This is a genomic window from Bacillus sp. FSL K6-1000, from assembly GCF_038630785.1.
GTDB lineage: Bacteria > Bacillota > Bacilli > Bacillales > Bacillaceae > Bacillus > Bacillus safensis.
Genome location: NZ_CP152042.1, coordinates 2,217,610 through 2,231,219, shown reverse-complemented (window position 1 = coordinate 2,231,219; position 13,610 = coordinate 2,217,610). Strand labels below are relative to the sequence as shown.

General features: G+C 40.3%; 22 protein-coding genes and 1 tRNA gene. 17 read left to right on the top strand and 6 right to left on the bottom strand.

Translation table 11 applies throughout. The annotated features are described in order from the left end of the window. Positions 1-76: 76 nt before the first annotated feature. From MHI46_RS11470 to MHI46_RS11460, 3 genes are all read left to right on the top strand, one after another. Positions 77-1,201, top strand: a complete 1,125-nt coding sequence (locus MHI46_RS11470) for a M14 family metallocarboxypeptidase (RefSeq protein WP_064497602.1) — start codon at positions 77-79, stop codon at positions 1,199-1,201. Between the two features lie 155 nt (positions 1,202-1,356). Beyond that, entirely contained in the window at positions 1,357-2,610 is a 1,254-nt protein-coding gene (locus MHI46_RS11465) for an MFS transporter (protein WP_260774229.1), read from the top strand. Between the two features lie 76 nt (positions 2,611-2,686). Then, complete coding sequence (locus MHI46_RS11460; RefSeq protein WP_034319597.1) at positions 2,687-3,001, top strand: MTH1187 family thiamine-binding protein; 315 nt, start codon at positions 2,687-2,689, stop codon at positions 2,999-3,001. A 24-nt stretch (positions 3,002-3,025) separates the two neighbouring features. Here MHI46_RS11460 and MHI46_RS11455 read toward each other — a convergent pair whose 3' ends face one another. Next, positions 3,026-3,199 (bottom strand): DUF2759 domain-containing protein, encoded by a 174-nt coding sequence (locus tag MHI46_RS11455; protein WP_003217333.1) that lies wholly within the window; start codon positions 3,197-3,199, stop codon positions 3,026-3,028. Between the two features lie 157 nt (positions 3,200-3,356). On the opposite strand from MHI46_RS11455, the gene MHI46_RS11450 reads away from it, so the two are divergent. Beyond that, positions 3,357-3,995 carry an MBL fold metallo-hydrolase gene (locus tag MHI46_RS11450; RefSeq protein WP_064497601.1) on the top strand — a complete coding sequence of 213 codons (639 nt, stop codon included), beginning with the start codon at positions 3,357-3,359 and terminating at the stop codon, positions 3,993-3,995. A gap of 38 nt (positions 3,996-4,033) precedes the next feature. On the opposite strand, the gene MHI46_RS11445 is transcribed toward MHI46_RS11450, so the two are convergent. Beyond that, a complete protein-coding gene (locus MHI46_RS11445; protein WP_003217440.1) occupies positions 4,034-4,276 on the bottom strand; it encodes a DUF2626 domain-containing protein in 243 nt (80 codons plus the stop codon). A 213-nt stretch (positions 4,277-4,489) separates the two neighbouring features. Here MHI46_RS11445 and MHI46_RS11440 point away from each other — a divergent pair, with 213 nt between their 5' ends. After that, positions 4,490-4,870, top strand: coding sequence for a Spx/MgsR family RNA polymerase-binding regulatory protein (locus MHI46_RS11440; protein ID WP_007501232.1), 381 nt, complete (start codon positions 4,490-4,492; stop codon positions 4,868-4,870). A gap of 55 nt (positions 4,871-4,925) precedes the next feature. Here MHI46_RS11440 and MHI46_RS11435 read toward each other — a convergent pair. Next, positions 4,926-4,996 (bottom strand) — tRNA-Gln (locus MHI46_RS11435). A gap of 98 nt (positions 4,997-5,094) precedes the next feature. On the opposite strand from MHI46_RS11435, the gene MHI46_RS11430 reads away from it, so the two are divergent. The 9 genes from MHI46_RS11430 (at position 5,095) to MHI46_RS11390 (ending at position 10,362) form a co-directional block, all read left to right on the top strand. Next, entirely contained in the window at positions 5,095-5,970 is an 876-nt protein-coding gene (locus MHI46_RS11430; protein ID WP_047202296.1) for an STAS domain-containing protein, read from the top strand. Positions 5,971-6,147: 177 nt separating this feature from the next. After that, positions 6,148-7,218 (top strand): competence type IV pilus ATPase ComGA, encoded by a 1,071-nt coding sequence (gene comGA / locus MHI46_RS11425; RefSeq protein WP_260774219.1) that lies wholly within the window; start codon positions 6,148-6,150, stop codon positions 7,216-7,218. After that, positions 7,199-8,239: a competence type IV pilus assembly protein ComGB gene (gene comGB / locus MHI46_RS11420; protein ID WP_260774217.1), complete on the top strand. Its 1,041-nt coding sequence runs from the start codon at positions 7,199-7,201 to the stop codon at positions 8,237-8,239. Before comGA ends, comGB begins: the two co-directional genes overlap by 20 nt. A 16-nt stretch (positions 8,240-8,255) precedes the next feature. After that, entirely contained in the window at positions 8,256-8,549 is a 294-nt protein-coding gene (comGC, locus tag MHI46_RS11415; RefSeq protein ID WP_024422977.1) for a competence type IV pilus major pilin ComGC, read from the top strand. Further along, positions 8,542-8,988 (top strand): competence type IV pilus minor pilin ComGD, encoded by a 447-nt coding sequence (comGD, locus tag MHI46_RS11410; RefSeq protein ID WP_260774213.1) that lies wholly within the window; start codon positions 8,542-8,544, stop codon positions 8,986-8,988. Before comGC ends, comGD begins: the two co-directional genes overlap by 8 nt. Then, positions 8,972-9,289 (top strand): competence type IV pilus minor pilin ComGE, encoded by a 318-nt coding sequence (gene comGE, locus MHI46_RS11405; RefSeq protein ID WP_260774211.1) that lies wholly within the window; start codon positions 8,972-8,974, stop codon positions 9,287-9,289. Before comGD ends, comGE begins: the two co-directional genes overlap by 17 nt. Further along, a complete protein-coding gene (gene comGF / locus MHI46_RS11400; protein ID WP_260774210.1) occupies positions 9,198-9,728 on the top strand; it encodes a competence type IV pilus minor pilin ComGF in 531 nt (176 codons plus the stop codon). Before comGE ends, comGF begins: the two co-directional genes overlap by 92 nt. Continuing rightward, positions 9,725-10,108 carry a competence type IV pilus minor pilin ComGG gene (gene comGG / locus MHI46_RS11395; protein WP_260774208.1) on the top strand — a complete coding sequence of 128 codons (384 nt, stop codon included), beginning with the start codon at positions 9,725-9,727 and terminating at the stop codon, positions 10,106-10,108. Before comGF ends, comGG begins: the two co-directional genes overlap by 4 nt. A gap of 59 nt (positions 10,109-10,167) precedes the next feature. Next, entirely contained in the window at positions 10,168-10,362 is a 195-nt protein-coding gene (locus tag MHI46_RS11390; RefSeq protein ID WP_024718846.1) for a YqzE family protein, read from the top strand. A 33-nt stretch (positions 10,363-10,395) separates the two neighbouring features. Here the strand turns inward: MHI46_RS11390 and MHI46_RS11385 are convergent, their stop codons facing one another. Then, entirely contained in the window at positions 10,396-10,674 is a 279-nt protein-coding gene (locus tag MHI46_RS11385) for a DUF3889 domain-containing protein (protein ID WP_231120214.1), read from the bottom strand. A 299-nt stretch (positions 10,675-10,973) separates the two neighbouring features. On the opposite strand from MHI46_RS11385, the gene tapA reads away from it, so the two are divergent. Genes tapA through MHI46_RS11370 form a run of 3 tightly spaced genes read left to right on the top strand, consistent with a single transcriptional unit; the run spans position 10,974 to position 12,983 of the window. Beyond that, positions 10,974-11,501 carry an amyloid fiber anchoring/assembly protein TapA gene (tapA, locus tag MHI46_RS11380; protein ID WP_059374880.1) on the top strand — a complete coding sequence of 176 codons (528 nt, stop codon included), beginning with the start codon at positions 10,974-10,976 and terminating at the stop codon, positions 11,499-11,501. 51 nt (positions 11,502-11,552) lie between these two features. After that, complete coding sequence (locus MHI46_RS11375) at positions 11,553-12,125, top strand: signal peptidase I (protein WP_047202287.1); 573 nt, start codon at positions 11,553-11,555, stop codon at positions 12,123-12,125. A 57-nt stretch (positions 12,126-12,182) separates the two neighbouring features. Then, on the top strand, positions 12,183-12,983 hold the full coding sequence (locus tag MHI46_RS11370) for a TasA family protein (protein WP_039179929.1): 801 nt from the start codon (positions 12,183-12,185) through the stop codon (positions 12,981-12,983). Between the two features lie 67 nt (positions 12,984-13,050). On the opposite strand, the gene sinR is transcribed toward MHI46_RS11370, so the two are convergent. Both sinR and MHI46_RS11360 read right to left on the bottom strand, forming a co-directional pair. Next, positions 13,051-13,386 (bottom strand): transcriptional regulator SinR, encoded by a 336-nt coding sequence (gene sinR, locus MHI46_RS11365; protein WP_024422969.1) that lies wholly within the window; start codon positions 13,384-13,386, stop codon positions 13,051-13,053. Positions 13,387-13,419: 33 nt separating this feature from the next. Beyond that, positions 13,420-13,584 (bottom strand): anti-repressor SinI family protein, encoded by a 165-nt coding sequence (locus MHI46_RS11360; protein ID WP_073206269.1) that lies wholly within the window; start codon positions 13,582-13,584, stop codon positions 13,420-13,422. Between the last annotated feature and the right edge of the window lie 26 nt (positions 13,585-13,610).

Genomic DNA, 13,610 nt, shown 5'->3' with positions numbered 1-13,610 from the left:
AACCTCTGCTATTTTTAGAAGCAGAGGTTTTCTTTTTTTGCCTGACGGCTCATATAATATGAGAGGAGGGATGTAAATGAAGACAACGTCGTTTGGAAAAATTGAATGGCAGCTGGATGAAGCGGAGAGGGATGCTGTGGCAAAGCAGCTTGGTATTGGCAAAGCTGCTTTTCATTTATCTAATCAAACAAGCACTGATGACCTTCTTTTACCGGGATATAGACTTCCAGAAGGAGTCCATGAATTTGATTCCATCGGTGATGTGCAGAGATTTATTGCGCCTTATAGACTGCAGCAATCCGATGATTGGATCAATGGAACATTTGAATATGATAGCGCTCAATTAGAAGAAGAGCTGAGCCGCTTGAAAGCCGTATTTCCTTTTCTTCATATCAGCGTCATTGGTCATTCAGTGCTTGATACACCTATTTATGAAATCCGAACAGAGCCTGTTCAGCATTTACATTCTATTCATCTCAATGCCACATTTCATGCAAATGAATGGATCACGACGTCTGTTTTATTAAAATGGTTGAAATCGCTTTGCTTAGCAGCGTCTGACCCGGTTCAGGCAAGACATTATGAAGCGGTTCATATTCTGCAGACCACCGCTTTATCCATCGTGCCAATGGTCAATCCAGATGGAGTGGATTTGGTTCGTAATGGACCGGAGTCACTAGGTCTTCATCGTGAAGAATTCACACTGCTAAACGGTGGATATTCCGATTACCGGGAATGGAAAGCAAATATTCGAGGGGTGGATTTAAACAATCAATTCCCTGCTTATTGGGAGATCGAGTACTATCGTCATCAGTCGAAGGCACCGTCCTACCGGGATTATCCTGGGCGCGAGCCATTAACAGAACCAGAAGCGAAAGCGATGGCAAATCTTGCGCTGCGAAAACGATTTGACCGGCTGATTGCCCTTCATACACAAGGAGAAGAGATTTATTGGGGTTTTCTTGGCCATGAGCCAGCCATCTCAAAAGAAATGGTCAAACGATTCGAACAAGTGAGCGGCTACAAACCGATCCAATATCTCGACAGCTATGCAGGCTATCGCGATTGGTTTATTTATCAATTTCATAATGAGGGCTATACAGTTGAGCTTGGTCTAGGGAAAAATCCTCTTTCCATGGATCAATTTGATTCGATTTATGAAAAAACAAAGCGGCTTTTATGGGAAGCGTGTAAGTGTTAAAAGCACCTGTCTGGTGCTTTTTCATATTGGAGCAACAATCAATTGCTTATGGTCAATAAAAACAATGTTGAAGTAATTGACGAAGGCTTTCTTGTAAGCTATTGTGAAAGATATGGATGTAAAAAAAAGGATATGATTTAGGGAGATGTCGACTATTGAGTGCTCAAAGCCTGTGGAAAAGAAATTTTACTTATCTATTTGTTTCTAAAATGTGCAAAATTACAGCGGATAGTTTATCTTTCAACACCATCTTGTGGCTTTTGGTACTAGGAGGGAAAGGAGCAATAGGGACAGCTTTTTTTATTGCGGTCAGCTTTGTCCCTCAAGCGATTGTTGGACCATTTATTACGCCTATGATGAAGCCGCATCAATTGAAATTTTGGATGTGCTTTGCTGATTTAACACGAGGAGCGATTATTCTTGTGATCGTGGTTAGTTACTTTTATGGTTTCACACCATTAGTCCTCATCATTGGCTGCATGCTGCTTCATTCGGCGACGGGAGGCTCCTACGAACCGGCATCTGTATCGATTATTCCAAAGCTTGTCCATGAGGACCTCATACAAAAGGCGAATGCAACCATCCAATCAGCAAGTCATGTCGTAAGACTTGTGACGGTAACGATTTGTGGTGTCATGATTGCATTTGTAGGCGTAGGCTATACAATGCTTGTGATCATTCCTCTTTATCTTTTGTCCGCTTTATTGGTGTTCATGATTTCATATCAAACAGAAGCCATCATCGATAAAGCCAAAAAAGGATTATCTTATGGCAAAAGATTAATTCGAGGTTTTTCACTTGTTAGAAGCCATCATATTTTGTTTCCGTTAGCCATTTTTTGTGTCTGCTCAAACTTTGCTGCGGCACCATGGGAAGCATTGTCTGTTATTTATTTAACTGAAGACTTACATAGTGGACCGGTCGTCTATTCATTCATCAAAGTCACAACCGCACTAGGCGCCTTTTTGATGGGGTATGTTTTAACAAAGATAAAAGTGAATCGGTATGGATTGCTCTTTATAGGTGCTGGGATTGTTGATGGAATCGCCTTCTTCATCACAGGTATGAACGCATTGTTACCACTTGTGTTTATATCAGCTTTTGCTTTAGGAGCAGCCATTAGTGCAGTTAACGTACCCGAACATACGATGATTCAATTGTCAGTAAAGGCAGAGGATCAGCCGCAAGTGTACGCGATTATCAACATGATTTCCTTCTTGATGATTCCTTTAGGCGCCCTCATTGGCGGTTATATGGCAACACTGTTTGGGTCTGGGTATGTCATTGCGGCTGGCGGCATCATTGAAGCTGTTTCAGGTATATGCCTGCTTTTGTTTACAAAGATCGGAAAGGTAGAGAGGGCGGATTTGACGATAGAACGAGACAAACCTGCCGTAAACGCAACGTGAGCATGGCATGATTGATTGAAGATAGGTTACAATGAGGACGAGAAAACATGAGAATTTGATTGAAAGGGGAAAAACGATGGCTATAGCAGACGTCACCATCATTCCGATAGGCACTGAAACACCAAGTGTCAGTGCTTACGTAGCAGATGTACAAAGAATTTTAGAAGGCTTTCAACAAGAAGGGAAAATCAAATATCAATTAACACCGATGAATACGTTAATTGAAGGCGAATTATCCATTTTATTTGAGGTCATTCAGCGCATTCATGAAGCCCCTTTTGAAAAGGGATTGCACCGAGTAGCGACCAATATTCGCATCGATGACAGGCGGGATCAAACCACAACGCTTACAAGCAAATTAGAAAGCGTGAATAAGCATTTAAATCAATAAAAAAAGCCTGCTATATGCAGGCTTTTAATGTGCAGTTGGATAACCGCTATAGATGATGGTCATGACAGTGAACCATCCAAAAACCAAAAATGTAGCGCCAGCAAAAGCGATGGCAAGTACGTTCACTTTTTTTAGTGAGCGATAGATACCGAGCGCAGCTAAAATCGTGACTAGACCAAAAATAATGACGAGCATCATGTGAAAGTCCCCCTTTGTCATCAATCCCCTTGATTTCCTTTCTTTTCATTTTAACCGTTTTCATAAAGCTTGTCGAGTAGATTCCAGTTGACGATTGTTTGAATTTTTATTGAATAGCCTTCATAATAAAAAAGAATGAATAAAGTAGGTGATGAAAATGAATTGGAGAAGAATGCCACTAGGCTATGTACAAGCGAACGCATATATTTGGAAAAACGAGCAGGGAGAATGCTTAATTTTTGATCCAGGCGGTGAGGCGCAAAAGCTAATTTCCTATGTAAAAGAAAAACAGCTCAAACCGCTTGCTGTTTTATTGACACATGCTCATTTTGATCATATTGGTGCGGCAGATGAGGTACGCGATGAGTGGGGAGTGCCGCTGTATGTACACGAAAATGAAAAAGAATGGCTCACGAACGCTGAATTAAACGGTTCAGCTCGATTGATTGGAAATGGAATTACGGTCAAAGAAGCTGAAAAATTGATTACGACAGAAGGAACGCTTCAAATTGGGTCGTTTACATTAGAAATGTTCCATACCCCTGGGCATTCACCTGGCAGTGTGTCTTACTATTCGGCGGAAGAGGGCTTTGTTATTTCTGGTGACACGCTATTTGAAGGCGGCATCGGGAGAACAGATTTAGTAGGCGGCAGTCAGGAAGTGCTGCTTCAATCAATCCATCATAAATTATTGTCATTGCCAGAATCAACTCTTGTTTTAAGCGGGCATGGCGGGGAAACGACTGTGCTAACAGAGCAGGAGCAAAATCCGTTTATTAATGGTTTTTCTCTTTAAATGAAAAAGCATCTCTTTAGAAGAGATGCTTTTTTCAATTAATGTCCGGTACCGGGAACCATGATGAAAATCGAATAATATGTAAATCCGGCAAAGAAAATCGTCAAGTACGCTCCGAAAATGTAAATATACATTCTTTCGGATAAATTCAAGTAGGATAAAAATACAAAAAGAACGGTTTGACCGAAGAACAGCAGCGATGCATCTTTCATATGTCCTAAATAGAACATGACAGCAAAAATACCCGTCCAAAAGCCAAGCACGCGGAACATGCGATTCATTTCTTTCCCTCCCCTTAAAAAACCCCTTTGATTCATATTATAGCTGATCACCACTTGTTATGTAAACATTTACATTTTTGACAACGTGTGAACAATTTATTTTGAATGTAGAAAAAATTTTTTTGAAAAAATGATGAAAAAGTGTTTATGCTGAAAAACATGAGGGTACTTACTCCATAAGAGAAAAGGTTAACGACCTAAGGAGGAAGACTAATGAGTGACATTACTTTTTATTCATACCCAAGCTGCACGTCTTGCCGCAAAACAAAACATTGGTTAAAGGCGAATCAAATTGATTTTAAAGAGCGTCACCTTTTCAGAGAAACGCCAACTCTAGATGAATTAAAAAAGATTCTTTCTTTAACAACAGAAGGAATGGATGAAATTTTAGCCACAAGAAGTCAAGCTTTTAAAAGCTTAAATTTAAATATTAATGACTTAAAAGTAAACGAGGTTTTGCAGCTTCTCATTGAAAAACCAAAACTGCTTCGAAGACCAATCATCATTGATGGAAATAAATTAGTAGTTGGTTATAATCCAGGAGAACTCATGAAAATATCAAAAAAGAAAGCGATTCATCAATCAGTTTCCTAATAAAAAACGAAGATCAGCTGAAACATGCTTCAGCCGTCTTCGTTTTTGTGCTGAACTGGGCTAGCTGGGTTCGAACCAACGATCACGGAGTCAAAGTCCATTGCCTTACCACTTGGCTATAGCCCAATATCAAACGTGTAATGATATTGTTCACCATCTACGGTCATTTATACATAAAAATTGTATGTCACGAGTTTTAAGTGCAAAAGGAGCGAAAGAAATAAATGAGAAATGAAAAATCAAAGCAATTATACGAATTTATCCTAAAAGAAGCCCCTGTCATGACCGAAGAATGGCTAAAGACAAGAACAGAAGAAGGCTCATTATATTCTAAACATGCTTCAGAGGAAACGGAAAAGAAGCTGAAGGAACAGAACACAGCGTTTATTCAAACCATTGCAGCAACACTTGTGACACTGTCAGACAAAGTAGAAAACCATTTGAAAAAGTGGTCTGTTGATATTGCTCGTGATCGAGCAGTGCACGAGGTGCCGTTATATGAGATCATTGGACAATTTAAGATTTTCCGCCACATTTTCTGTTCGAGAATTGAGACATTCACCCAAGAAACAGAGCTTGAAGTGACGCTGCAAGATGTGTGTCAATGGAATCAGCACTTTCACGCCACATTTGATGATATGATTGAGCGTTTATCAGAAGAGTATGACCGCGTGACACTCAGTCAGCTGAATGCACAAAGAGAGATGATTCAAGAACTGAGTGCCCCTGTTATTCCAGTATCAAAGGAAATCGGGATTTTGCCATTGATCGGAGAAATCGATACGTACCGGGCTAAAATCATTTTGGAATCCGTGCTAGAACAGGCTTCAAGACTGCGCCTAACGCACTTATTTATTGATATATCTGGCGTTCCCGTTGTTGATACGATGGTTGCTTATCAGCTGTTTAAAGTGGTCGATAGTGCGAAGCTATTAGGAATTGAGACGATTATATCAGGCATTCGCCCAGAGATCGCTCAAACTGTAGTGAAACTCGGCATTGATTTCTCAAAAGTAAATACAGAACACAGCCTTGCAAAAGCTTTAGAAAAAAGAGGATTTCGCATTTTTGAAGAGCAGCAGCAAGAAGCCACATCATGACGAAGAAACCTGCACTTGTAAAAGTCAGGTTTTTTTATATGCTCTTTTCTAAAAAATGATGTGATGCATCTTGAGTTGAGGGTTTTCATGCTTTATTAGTCATGAAAATCATAAAATGCTCTTTTGTCATTCAGGTTCCTCCATTCTACAATGTGATCAATGAAAGGAGTGATCCACTTGTATGGGATTGAATATTTAAGGCAAGAGCTGCTAGAAGAAGCATGCCGCATGAGAGCATCTGATGTGCACATTGTCCCAAAAGAAAAGGAAGCGTTGGTATCTTTCCGCGTAGACTCAGATTTAATCCAGCAGCGAACCATTGATAAAAAAACCGGCGAGCGGCTCATTGCTCATTTTAAATTTTTATCTTCTATGGATATCGGGGAAAAAAGGAGACCGCAAAATGGGTCATTAGCTGTGGTGCTAAGAAGCGGCCAGGTGTTTATTCGAATGTCTACCTTACCAACTGTAAATGATGAGAGTTTAGTGATTAGAATATTGCCGCAGGATCATGTTCCGAAAATAAAACACCTGTCACTATTTCCGAAAGCTTCAGCCAGGTTATTGTCATTTTTGAAGCATTCGCATGGGCTTATTTTATTTACCGGTCCAACCAATTCGGGGAAAACAACAACCCTCTATTCACTGATCCAGTTTGCAAAAAAGAATTTCAACCGAAATATTATTACGCTTGAAGATCCTGTGGAAACAAGAAATGAAGAAGTGTTACAGGTTCAAGTAAATGAAAAAGCCGGCATCACATATGCCGCAGGATTACGCGCTATTTTAAGACATGATCCAGATATGATTGTGCTAGGAGAAATAAGAGATGCTGAAACGGCCAGAACGGCGATTAGAGCAGCACTGACAGGCCATTTAGTATTGAGTACGCTCCATGCAAAAAATGCAAAAGGAGCCCTTTATCGTATGCTTGAATTTGGTGTCACGATGAATGAACTTGAGCAAACGATGGTTGCGATTGCTGCGCAGCGATTAATCGAGCTCACCTGTCCTTTTTGCGGAGAAATATGTCAGCTTTACTGTAAATTAAATCGACCGATCAGACGAACAAATGTATTTGAACTGCTGTTCGGAAAAGAGCTTGGTGAGTGTATCAAGGAGGCTAAAGGAGAATATGCTCACTCGTCATATGAAACACTGCAAAGATTAATTCGTAAAGGAGTGGCACTCGGCTATTTATCAAAAAACACTTACCATCGCTGGGTTTATGAAGAAGCGAGCCTCTAAAGTATGGTCTAAAAAGGACCAAGCTGAATGCCTATCAAAACTGGCTCAATTAATTCAGGCTGGATATACATTGATTGAGGCATTAGTGATGGTGAATATCCAGTTATCAAAACAACAGCGGCAGCAATTAAAACTAGGTATTCAGTGGCTGCACGAAGGCGAGCCTTTTTATGTGGTGCTCGAGCGACTCCATTTTCAGCGGGAAGTCATCGCCATACTATGTTTTTCTGAGAAGCATGGCAGTCTAGCCCGTGCTTTAGAACAAAGCGCCCGTTTTTTAGAGAAAAAAGTCAAGCAGTTAGACACGTTTAAACGCATGTTGCGTTACCCGCTCTTCCTCATCTTCACGGTTTTGGTCGTGCTGATACTCGTTCAGAATATGATCATTCCTCAATTTTCTGTTTTGTACTCATCGATGGATACCCGCATGTCTTGGCTGATTCAAGGAATGTTTGGAATGTTTCAATTCCTTCATGCTTTTCTGCTCATCACCAGTTGTCTGTGTATTTGTCTTACCGGCTATTATGCTTTGTTTTTTAGGAAAAAGTCGACGCTTGAGAAATTGAGGGTGATGAGTAAGCTGCCTTTTTTATATAAAGGGATGCAGCTGATGCATACATACCTTTTTTCTCTTCAGCTAAGCGGACTGCTTCAGGCTGGATTATCGATGTACGAGGGTTTGCAAGCTTTTAAACAGCAAAGCTACTTACCTTTTCTTCAAGAAATAGGTGAACAAATGATGGATGAGTTAAGAAAAGGAGAAAGCATGGCACATCAAGTAAGCGTGAGTCCTTTTTTCGAAAAACATTTTGCAGCCATCATCAAACATGGTGAAGCAAGCGGGATGCTAGCAAGAGAAATGTACACGTACAGCCAATTTCTATTAGAGAATGCAGAGCTGAAAATTGAAAAATGGATGTCTTGGCTGCAGCCGGTGATCTATGGTGTGACGGCACTTCTTATACTCATCGTGTATTTATCTATTCTTTTACCAATGTATCAACTAATGGAGCAAGTGTAAGAAGGAGGACAAAGACATGAATGATAAAGGGTTTACCCTGTTAGAAATGTTAATTGTCATGCTCGTGATATCCATTCTTTTACTCATTACCATACCGAATATCACACGTCATCACCAAGCAATTCAAGCAAAGGGCTGTGAAGGGCTCAAATCAATGGTCAGCACACAAGTGATGGCGTATGAATTGGAGCATGATGGGAAGACGCCATCTTTAGCTGAGTTAGAAAAAGAAGGTTATGTTAAAAAGGGATTAACCTGTCCTAATGGAAAAGCGATTGTCATTCAAAACGGCAACGTGAAGCATGAATAAATTACTTTTACATGAGAAGGGTTTTACCCTCATAGAGCAGCTAATGATCTTACTAGTTCTATCGATTCTATTGTCGATCATAGGAATGAAAATCCCAAATTTAATAGTAAGCACTGAAGCCAAAAGACAAGTAAACCTCATGAAACAAGATCTTCAATTGGCATCATATACTGCATTTATCAAAAAAACACGTGTGCATGTTGAGATCCAACCGCCGCATGTATCTTATAAGGTAATAGATCAAAAGAGTAACGAAGTCATTGCTTCTTATCAGCATAAAAAGGGCAGCATCAAGACTTCTACATTCTCGCAAGGTATCTATTTTAATGAAAACGGACATCCAAGCAGCGGTGGATCTCTCATTGTCGAATTTGGCAGTCAAACGTATAAACTCACGATTTATTTAGGAAGCGGGCGAATCCATGTTCAAAAGCAATAGAGGGTTTAGTACGATTGAAACGCTGTTTGCTTGTCATATCTTCCTATTTGCATCCGTTGTGATTATGCCGGCCTATGAAAAAATCATGATGGGGAAAAAGGAAGTAAGAGCCAAACTCGATGCTTACCAAATCTTGCATGAACAGATGAATGAAGCGTTCATAGAAGGTAAAAAATCGTCTGTCAAAAAGAAGCGAGGCGACAACACATATGTATTCAATTGGAGTAAAGAGAAGGGATGTGTATCATACAAATTGCAAAAAAAGCAGACCATATGCTTTCACCAGGTTGCGGAACGGTGAACAAGGTTTTACCCTTGTCCAGGCTTTGTGGCAATTGCAGCTATTTTTGTTCCTCTCTTTTGGCTGTGTACTGATCTTTTCAACAGCTGAGAAAGCCCTTCCTTTTGAAGAGATTAACCGATTTTCACAAATGGAGTGGAAACAAACTGTCCTGCAATTAGATGAGGAATTAAGCCGTGCAACGGCAGTTCGATCGGTGCAAGGAGGTAATGCGTTAGAGTATGTATCTGATCAAGGGCGAGTGGTAACGATTGAGCCATATCAAGAGATGCTTCGAAAACGTACGGATCAAGCTGGACATCTTCCTTTATTGCACAAGGTGAAACAATTTCAGGTGAGAACGAGTCAGCATAGAGCCATCCTGAAAGTCACAGATGGATCTGGTAAGGTTCATGAAGCCGTTTTTTTCACATATAAAGGGGTGGTTCCTAAATCGTGAAAAGAGAGGAAGGGTTTATCTATCCGCATGTGCTTGCTGTGATCCTATTTTTTCTCTTGATCCTAGGAGCGATAACGATGGGCTTTCAAAAAGAGCTGAGAAGTGAAGAGCTCACGATTTCTTTTTATAAAAAACAGCATCTTTTTAGGGTGGGTGTGAGTGAAGCTGCCAGCTCAGTAAAACGCATTTGTGAAAAGCAGAAGATCTATATTGATACAGAAGAAGGCCATGTGACACTGAAGCAGATGAAATGCGATCAACAGAAAAAACGTGTCCTCGCTTTGGTGAGGGTGAAAACAAAGGATGGCTTATCCGATGAGCGGGAGCTGATGCTGGATTGGAAGACCGGTGAAATCATGAGATGGGCAAACCCTGATTAGCCAGTGTATAAAATCATCCTCTTTCTGGTAACACTTGAAGGAAGAAGAGGTGAATGTGCTTGAAAACAAATGACTATGTAAAATATATGACGCAGGAAATCATTAAATATATGAATACACCACGAGACGAACGGAAGGAACACAAACAAGAAAAAATGGAAACGAAACCGCCGTTTTCACAGCGATTATTTGGGGTTCTGCCGTTTGGCTTCTCCATGATGCTTAAAAAACGTCAGCGACATCGACGAAAGTAAAAAGCCGCCAGCAGGCGGTTTTTTTATGCCATTTTAGTTGTATTCCTCCACAACAATCACTTTATTCACCTTATTTGAGTAAGGATTATAGGAAATGGTGACAAACACCCCAAATTCCTTTGTATGGTCTTTTAACGTAATATGATACTGTTTTACAGATTCCTTATCGCGGTGGCGGTCCCATACTTTTTGTTTAAATAAGACTTGCGTTAGCGGGTATCTTTTTTTGGCTTCTTTGACTGCTCGCGTTTCCCATTGGTCTGCGGCGGCAGTCAAACCTCTCGCATCCACAGGTTTGACGTCTAGCATCATAGGACTCAGCAGTAAACTGAGCATGATTATGATTTTTCCATATTTCACTTAACATCACCTCACCTCTTCATATCCTGACCAAATCCTACATTTTTATGTAAGTTTTAAGAAGTACAAATGTCACACAAAAAAATATTGAATATGGCGAAAGAATGAGAAAATGGAAGAATTTTCTCGCAATGGTTCTTGTTTAAGAACAAAATGAACTAATTTGACGTTTTGGGTTTTATAGGTATTTCCTTATACTGTATATAATCGTTCTTTTTAAAGAACAATCGTTCAAGGAGTTGAAGGGATTAATGAAACAGTCGCTCTTTGTCCTTTTTTGTGCCATTTGTTTGATGTTGACATCTTTCCTCATGACACCCACGAATGCCTCTTTTAACGATGTCGAGCACAAAAATTTTGTAATGAAAACATGTGAAAACTTTGAACAGACAGATCAGCATTGTCAGCCTAAAAAATGGGATCGAAGTCAATTGGAGCTTGTCGATCAAACGATGATCGAAGGAACAGTCTGCGCACCTCAAAGGCTGAGCATGACACTAAAAAATAGTGGACAGCCTATTGCGTACTCTGAATGGAAGTGGGAATTACATAAAGTGGGAAATGGTCAGGAGCCATTACAAGATGGTCATATTCTTGAAAAGGGCTCCATAAAGTCCCTATTGTCGCAAGAAACAGCGACTGTCACGACAGATAAAGCAAAAACAAATGGAATCTATGCATTTAAAATCTTTTATCCTAAAGGATTTGGCGCATCTGATCAGGCGTACTTTTGGTCTAAACAGATGGTGCTCTCAAAGTGTCAAGAAAAGGCGTCCTAAATGGAGCTGTCTTTTAAATCGAGAAATGATAGGCGAAGGGGAGAAGGGATCATGAAAAAATGGATGAAGATGTCTGGGAGTATTCTTTATGTGGTGGTGTTCACGGTGATGATAGCCTCAATTATTGTCGTGTTGTCATCAAGAACAACAGGAGGAGAACCTCAGATTTTCGGTTATCAATTGAAGCAAGTATTATCAGGTTCGATGGAACCAGAATTTTCAGCTGGGTCACTGATTGTTGTAAAGCAGGTCGCCTCACCTGAGACGCTCAAAAAAGGAGATATTATTACGTTCCAAACAAAGCAGGATCAGTCCTTTGTGACCCACCGAATTGTTGGGGTGAAGGGAAAGGATGCAAATAAAGCGTTTGAGACGAAGGGTGACAATAATATGTATCAGGACGGCACGCTGGTAAAAGCGGATCAGGTGACTGCGCAGTATATGGGAGTGAACATTCCTTATGCAGGAAAGCTTCTTTCGTATGCAGGGACATCAGCTGGAACTGCTTTGCTCCTTATTATACCGGGTGTCATGCTGCTTGTTTATTCAACCATTCATTTTGTGGGCGCAGCGAAACACCGTAGACACACGGCTGATGTACATATGTCAGAGGAACAAGCTTAAATCGTTTGTAACCTAATCAGGTTTCAATAAAACAAAATATTAGGGGGTTTATTATTCATGGCAATGAAGAAATCAATTCGTTTAGGTGTATTATCAGGGGCTTTAGGTCTTGCATTAATCGGCGGGGGAACATGGGCGGCGTTTAATGATTTTGAAAAGGCAAATGCGGTCTACTCGACAGGAGAGCTGGATTTATCTGCTAAAGAGAACTCCGGCGCCATCAACCTTTCGAACTTAAAACCTGGTGATCGGATCAAGAAAGAATTTCATTTTGATAATAAGGGATCACTAGCGATAAACCAAGTGCTGATGAGTCTTGATTATAGCCAGTTTACAGATGGATCTTCCGCGAAGAATGGCGGTAAGAATACAGCTGAAGAATTTCTCAGTCAGTTTCAGGTGAGTGTTCTGACGGTTGGAGCCGAAGGTGGAAATGGTTATCCGAAAAACATTATTTTAGACCATGCAAACCTGCTTGACTTGCATCAATTAACGTCAAAACAGGATCAGACCGCATTTGAAAAGCTTCGTCATGCCGTCGATGAGAAGTTTTTACATGAAAGTGGGAAAATTAATGTAGCAACTGTTGATGGAACAGTGGCTCCAGAGTATGACGGCATTCCAAAGAATCCGTTTGATTACGATAAAGTGGAAATGACCATTGAATTTATCAATGACCAGACGAAGGATAAAGCTGGTCACTATATCCAAAATAAATACCAAGGCGATGCGATTCAAATTGATCTTTCCTTCGAAGCGACTCAGTGGAATGGTTTAACGATCAATCCAAAAAAGCATACGGATGAAAAAGGCTACGTGAAAGAAAACGAAAAAGCACACAGCGAAGATAAAAAATAAAGCCAGTCTTTAGGCTGATATCAAGATCTGCATAGCAATTGGAGGAGTATGCGCTAAAACGTGCGCTTTACTCCTCTTCTTGCTTTTTTCTCCAGATTTGATAATCTAAAAATTCACGAAATTGCTTTTTCGAAACCCCTGATGTCATTGCATCTCGAACTAGTTTTTCCCATTCACTATCTAATTGACCATCGTATTCGGTTTCATCTTTTTCGTTTAAAAGTGTATGAACCGAGACGTCCAGAACAGCGGAGACTTTTTCAAGAAATTGAATGGAGGGGTTTGTTTGCAAGTTTCTTTCTATTGAGCTTAAATAAGACTTCGCTACCCCAGCCTTTTCGGCCAGTTCTGATAGTGAGTAGCCTTTTTCATTGCGGTATTGTTTAATACGCTGGCCAATCAATGTCATCACCTTCCTTTCGATATTATAGCACATTCAGAAAGGTTTGATAGAATGACTTCTTACCAGAGGGGGAGACTCAGAGGACTTTTCATTTGATTTGAGGAAATGACGGACTTCTTCAACTGTTAGTCCTGCCTTGCGAGCTTCACGTAATAATTGAACCCATTCACTGTCTAATTTGTTCGTTTTCTTTTCCATACAAATACCCTCCTAAAATACTGAAT

What these genes read in the sequence shown, in the direction of transcription:
- MHI46_RS11470 (WP_064497602.1), top strand. Translation starts at nt 77, where the DNA reads ATGAAGACAACGTCGTTTGGAAAAATTGAATGGCAGCTGGATGAAGCG.
- MHI46_RS11460 (WP_034319597.1), top strand. Translation starts at nt 2,687, where the DNA reads ATGGCTATAGCAGACGTCACCATCATTCCGATAGGCACTGAAACACCA.
- MHI46_RS11455 (WP_003217333.1), bottom strand. Translation starts at nt 3,199, where the DNA reads ATGATGCTCGTCATTATTTTTGGTCTAGTCACGATTTTAGCTGCGCTC.
- MHI46_RS11450 (WP_064497601.1), top strand. Translation starts at nt 3,357, where the DNA reads ATGAATTGGAGAAGAATGCCACTAGGCTATGTACAAGCGAACGCATAT.
- MHI46_RS11445 (WP_003217440.1), bottom strand. Translation starts at nt 4,276, where the DNA reads ATGAATCGCATGTTCCGCGTGCTTGGCTTTTGGACGGGTATTTTTGCT.
- MHI46_RS11440 (WP_007501232.1), top strand. Translation starts at nt 4,490, where the DNA reads ATGAGTGACATTACTTTTTATTCATACCCAAGCTGCACGTCTTGCCGC.
- MHI46_RS11430 (WP_047202296.1), top strand. Translation starts at nt 5,095, where the DNA reads ATGAGAAATGAAAAATCAAAGCAATTATACGAATTTATCCTAAAAGAA.
- comGB (WP_260774217.1), top strand. Translation starts at nt 7,199, where the DNA reads ATGAAGAAGCGAGCCTCTAAAGTATGGTCTAAAAAGGACCAAGCTGAA.
- comGC (WP_024422977.1), top strand. Translation starts at nt 8,256, where the DNA reads ATGAATGATAAAGGGTTTACCCTGTTAGAAATGTTAATTGTCATGCTC.
- comGD (WP_260774213.1), top strand. Translation starts at nt 8,542, where the DNA reads ATGAATAAATTACTTTTACATGAGAAGGGTTTTACCCTCATAGAGCAG.
- comGE (WP_260774211.1), top strand. Translation starts at nt 8,972, where the DNA reads ATGTTCAAAAGCAATAGAGGGTTTAGTACGATTGAAACGCTGTTTGCT.
- comGF (WP_260774210.1), top strand. Translation starts at nt 9,198, where the DNA reads ATGTATTCAATTGGAGTAAAGAGAAGGGATGTGTATCATACAAATTGC.
- MHI46_RS11385 (WP_231120214.1), bottom strand. Translation starts at nt 10,674, where the DNA reads ATGATGCTAGACGTCAAACCTGTGGATGCGAGAGGTTTGACTGCCGCC.
- tapA (WP_059374880.1), top strand. Translation starts at nt 10,974, where the DNA reads ATGAAACAGTCGCTCTTTGTCCTTTTTTGTGCCATTTGTTTGATGTTG.
- MHI46_RS11375 (WP_047202287.1), top strand. Translation starts at nt 11,553, where the DNA reads ATGAAAAAATGGATGAAGATGTCTGGGAGTATTCTTTATGTGGTGGTG.
- MHI46_RS11370 (WP_039179929.1), top strand. Translation starts at nt 12,183, where the DNA reads ATGGCAATGAAGAAATCAATTCGTTTAGGTGTATTATCAGGGGCTTTA.
- MHI46_RS11360 (WP_073206269.1), bottom strand. Translation starts at nt 13,584, where the DNA reads ATGGAAAAGAAAACGAACAAATTAGACAGTGAATGGGTTCAATTATTA.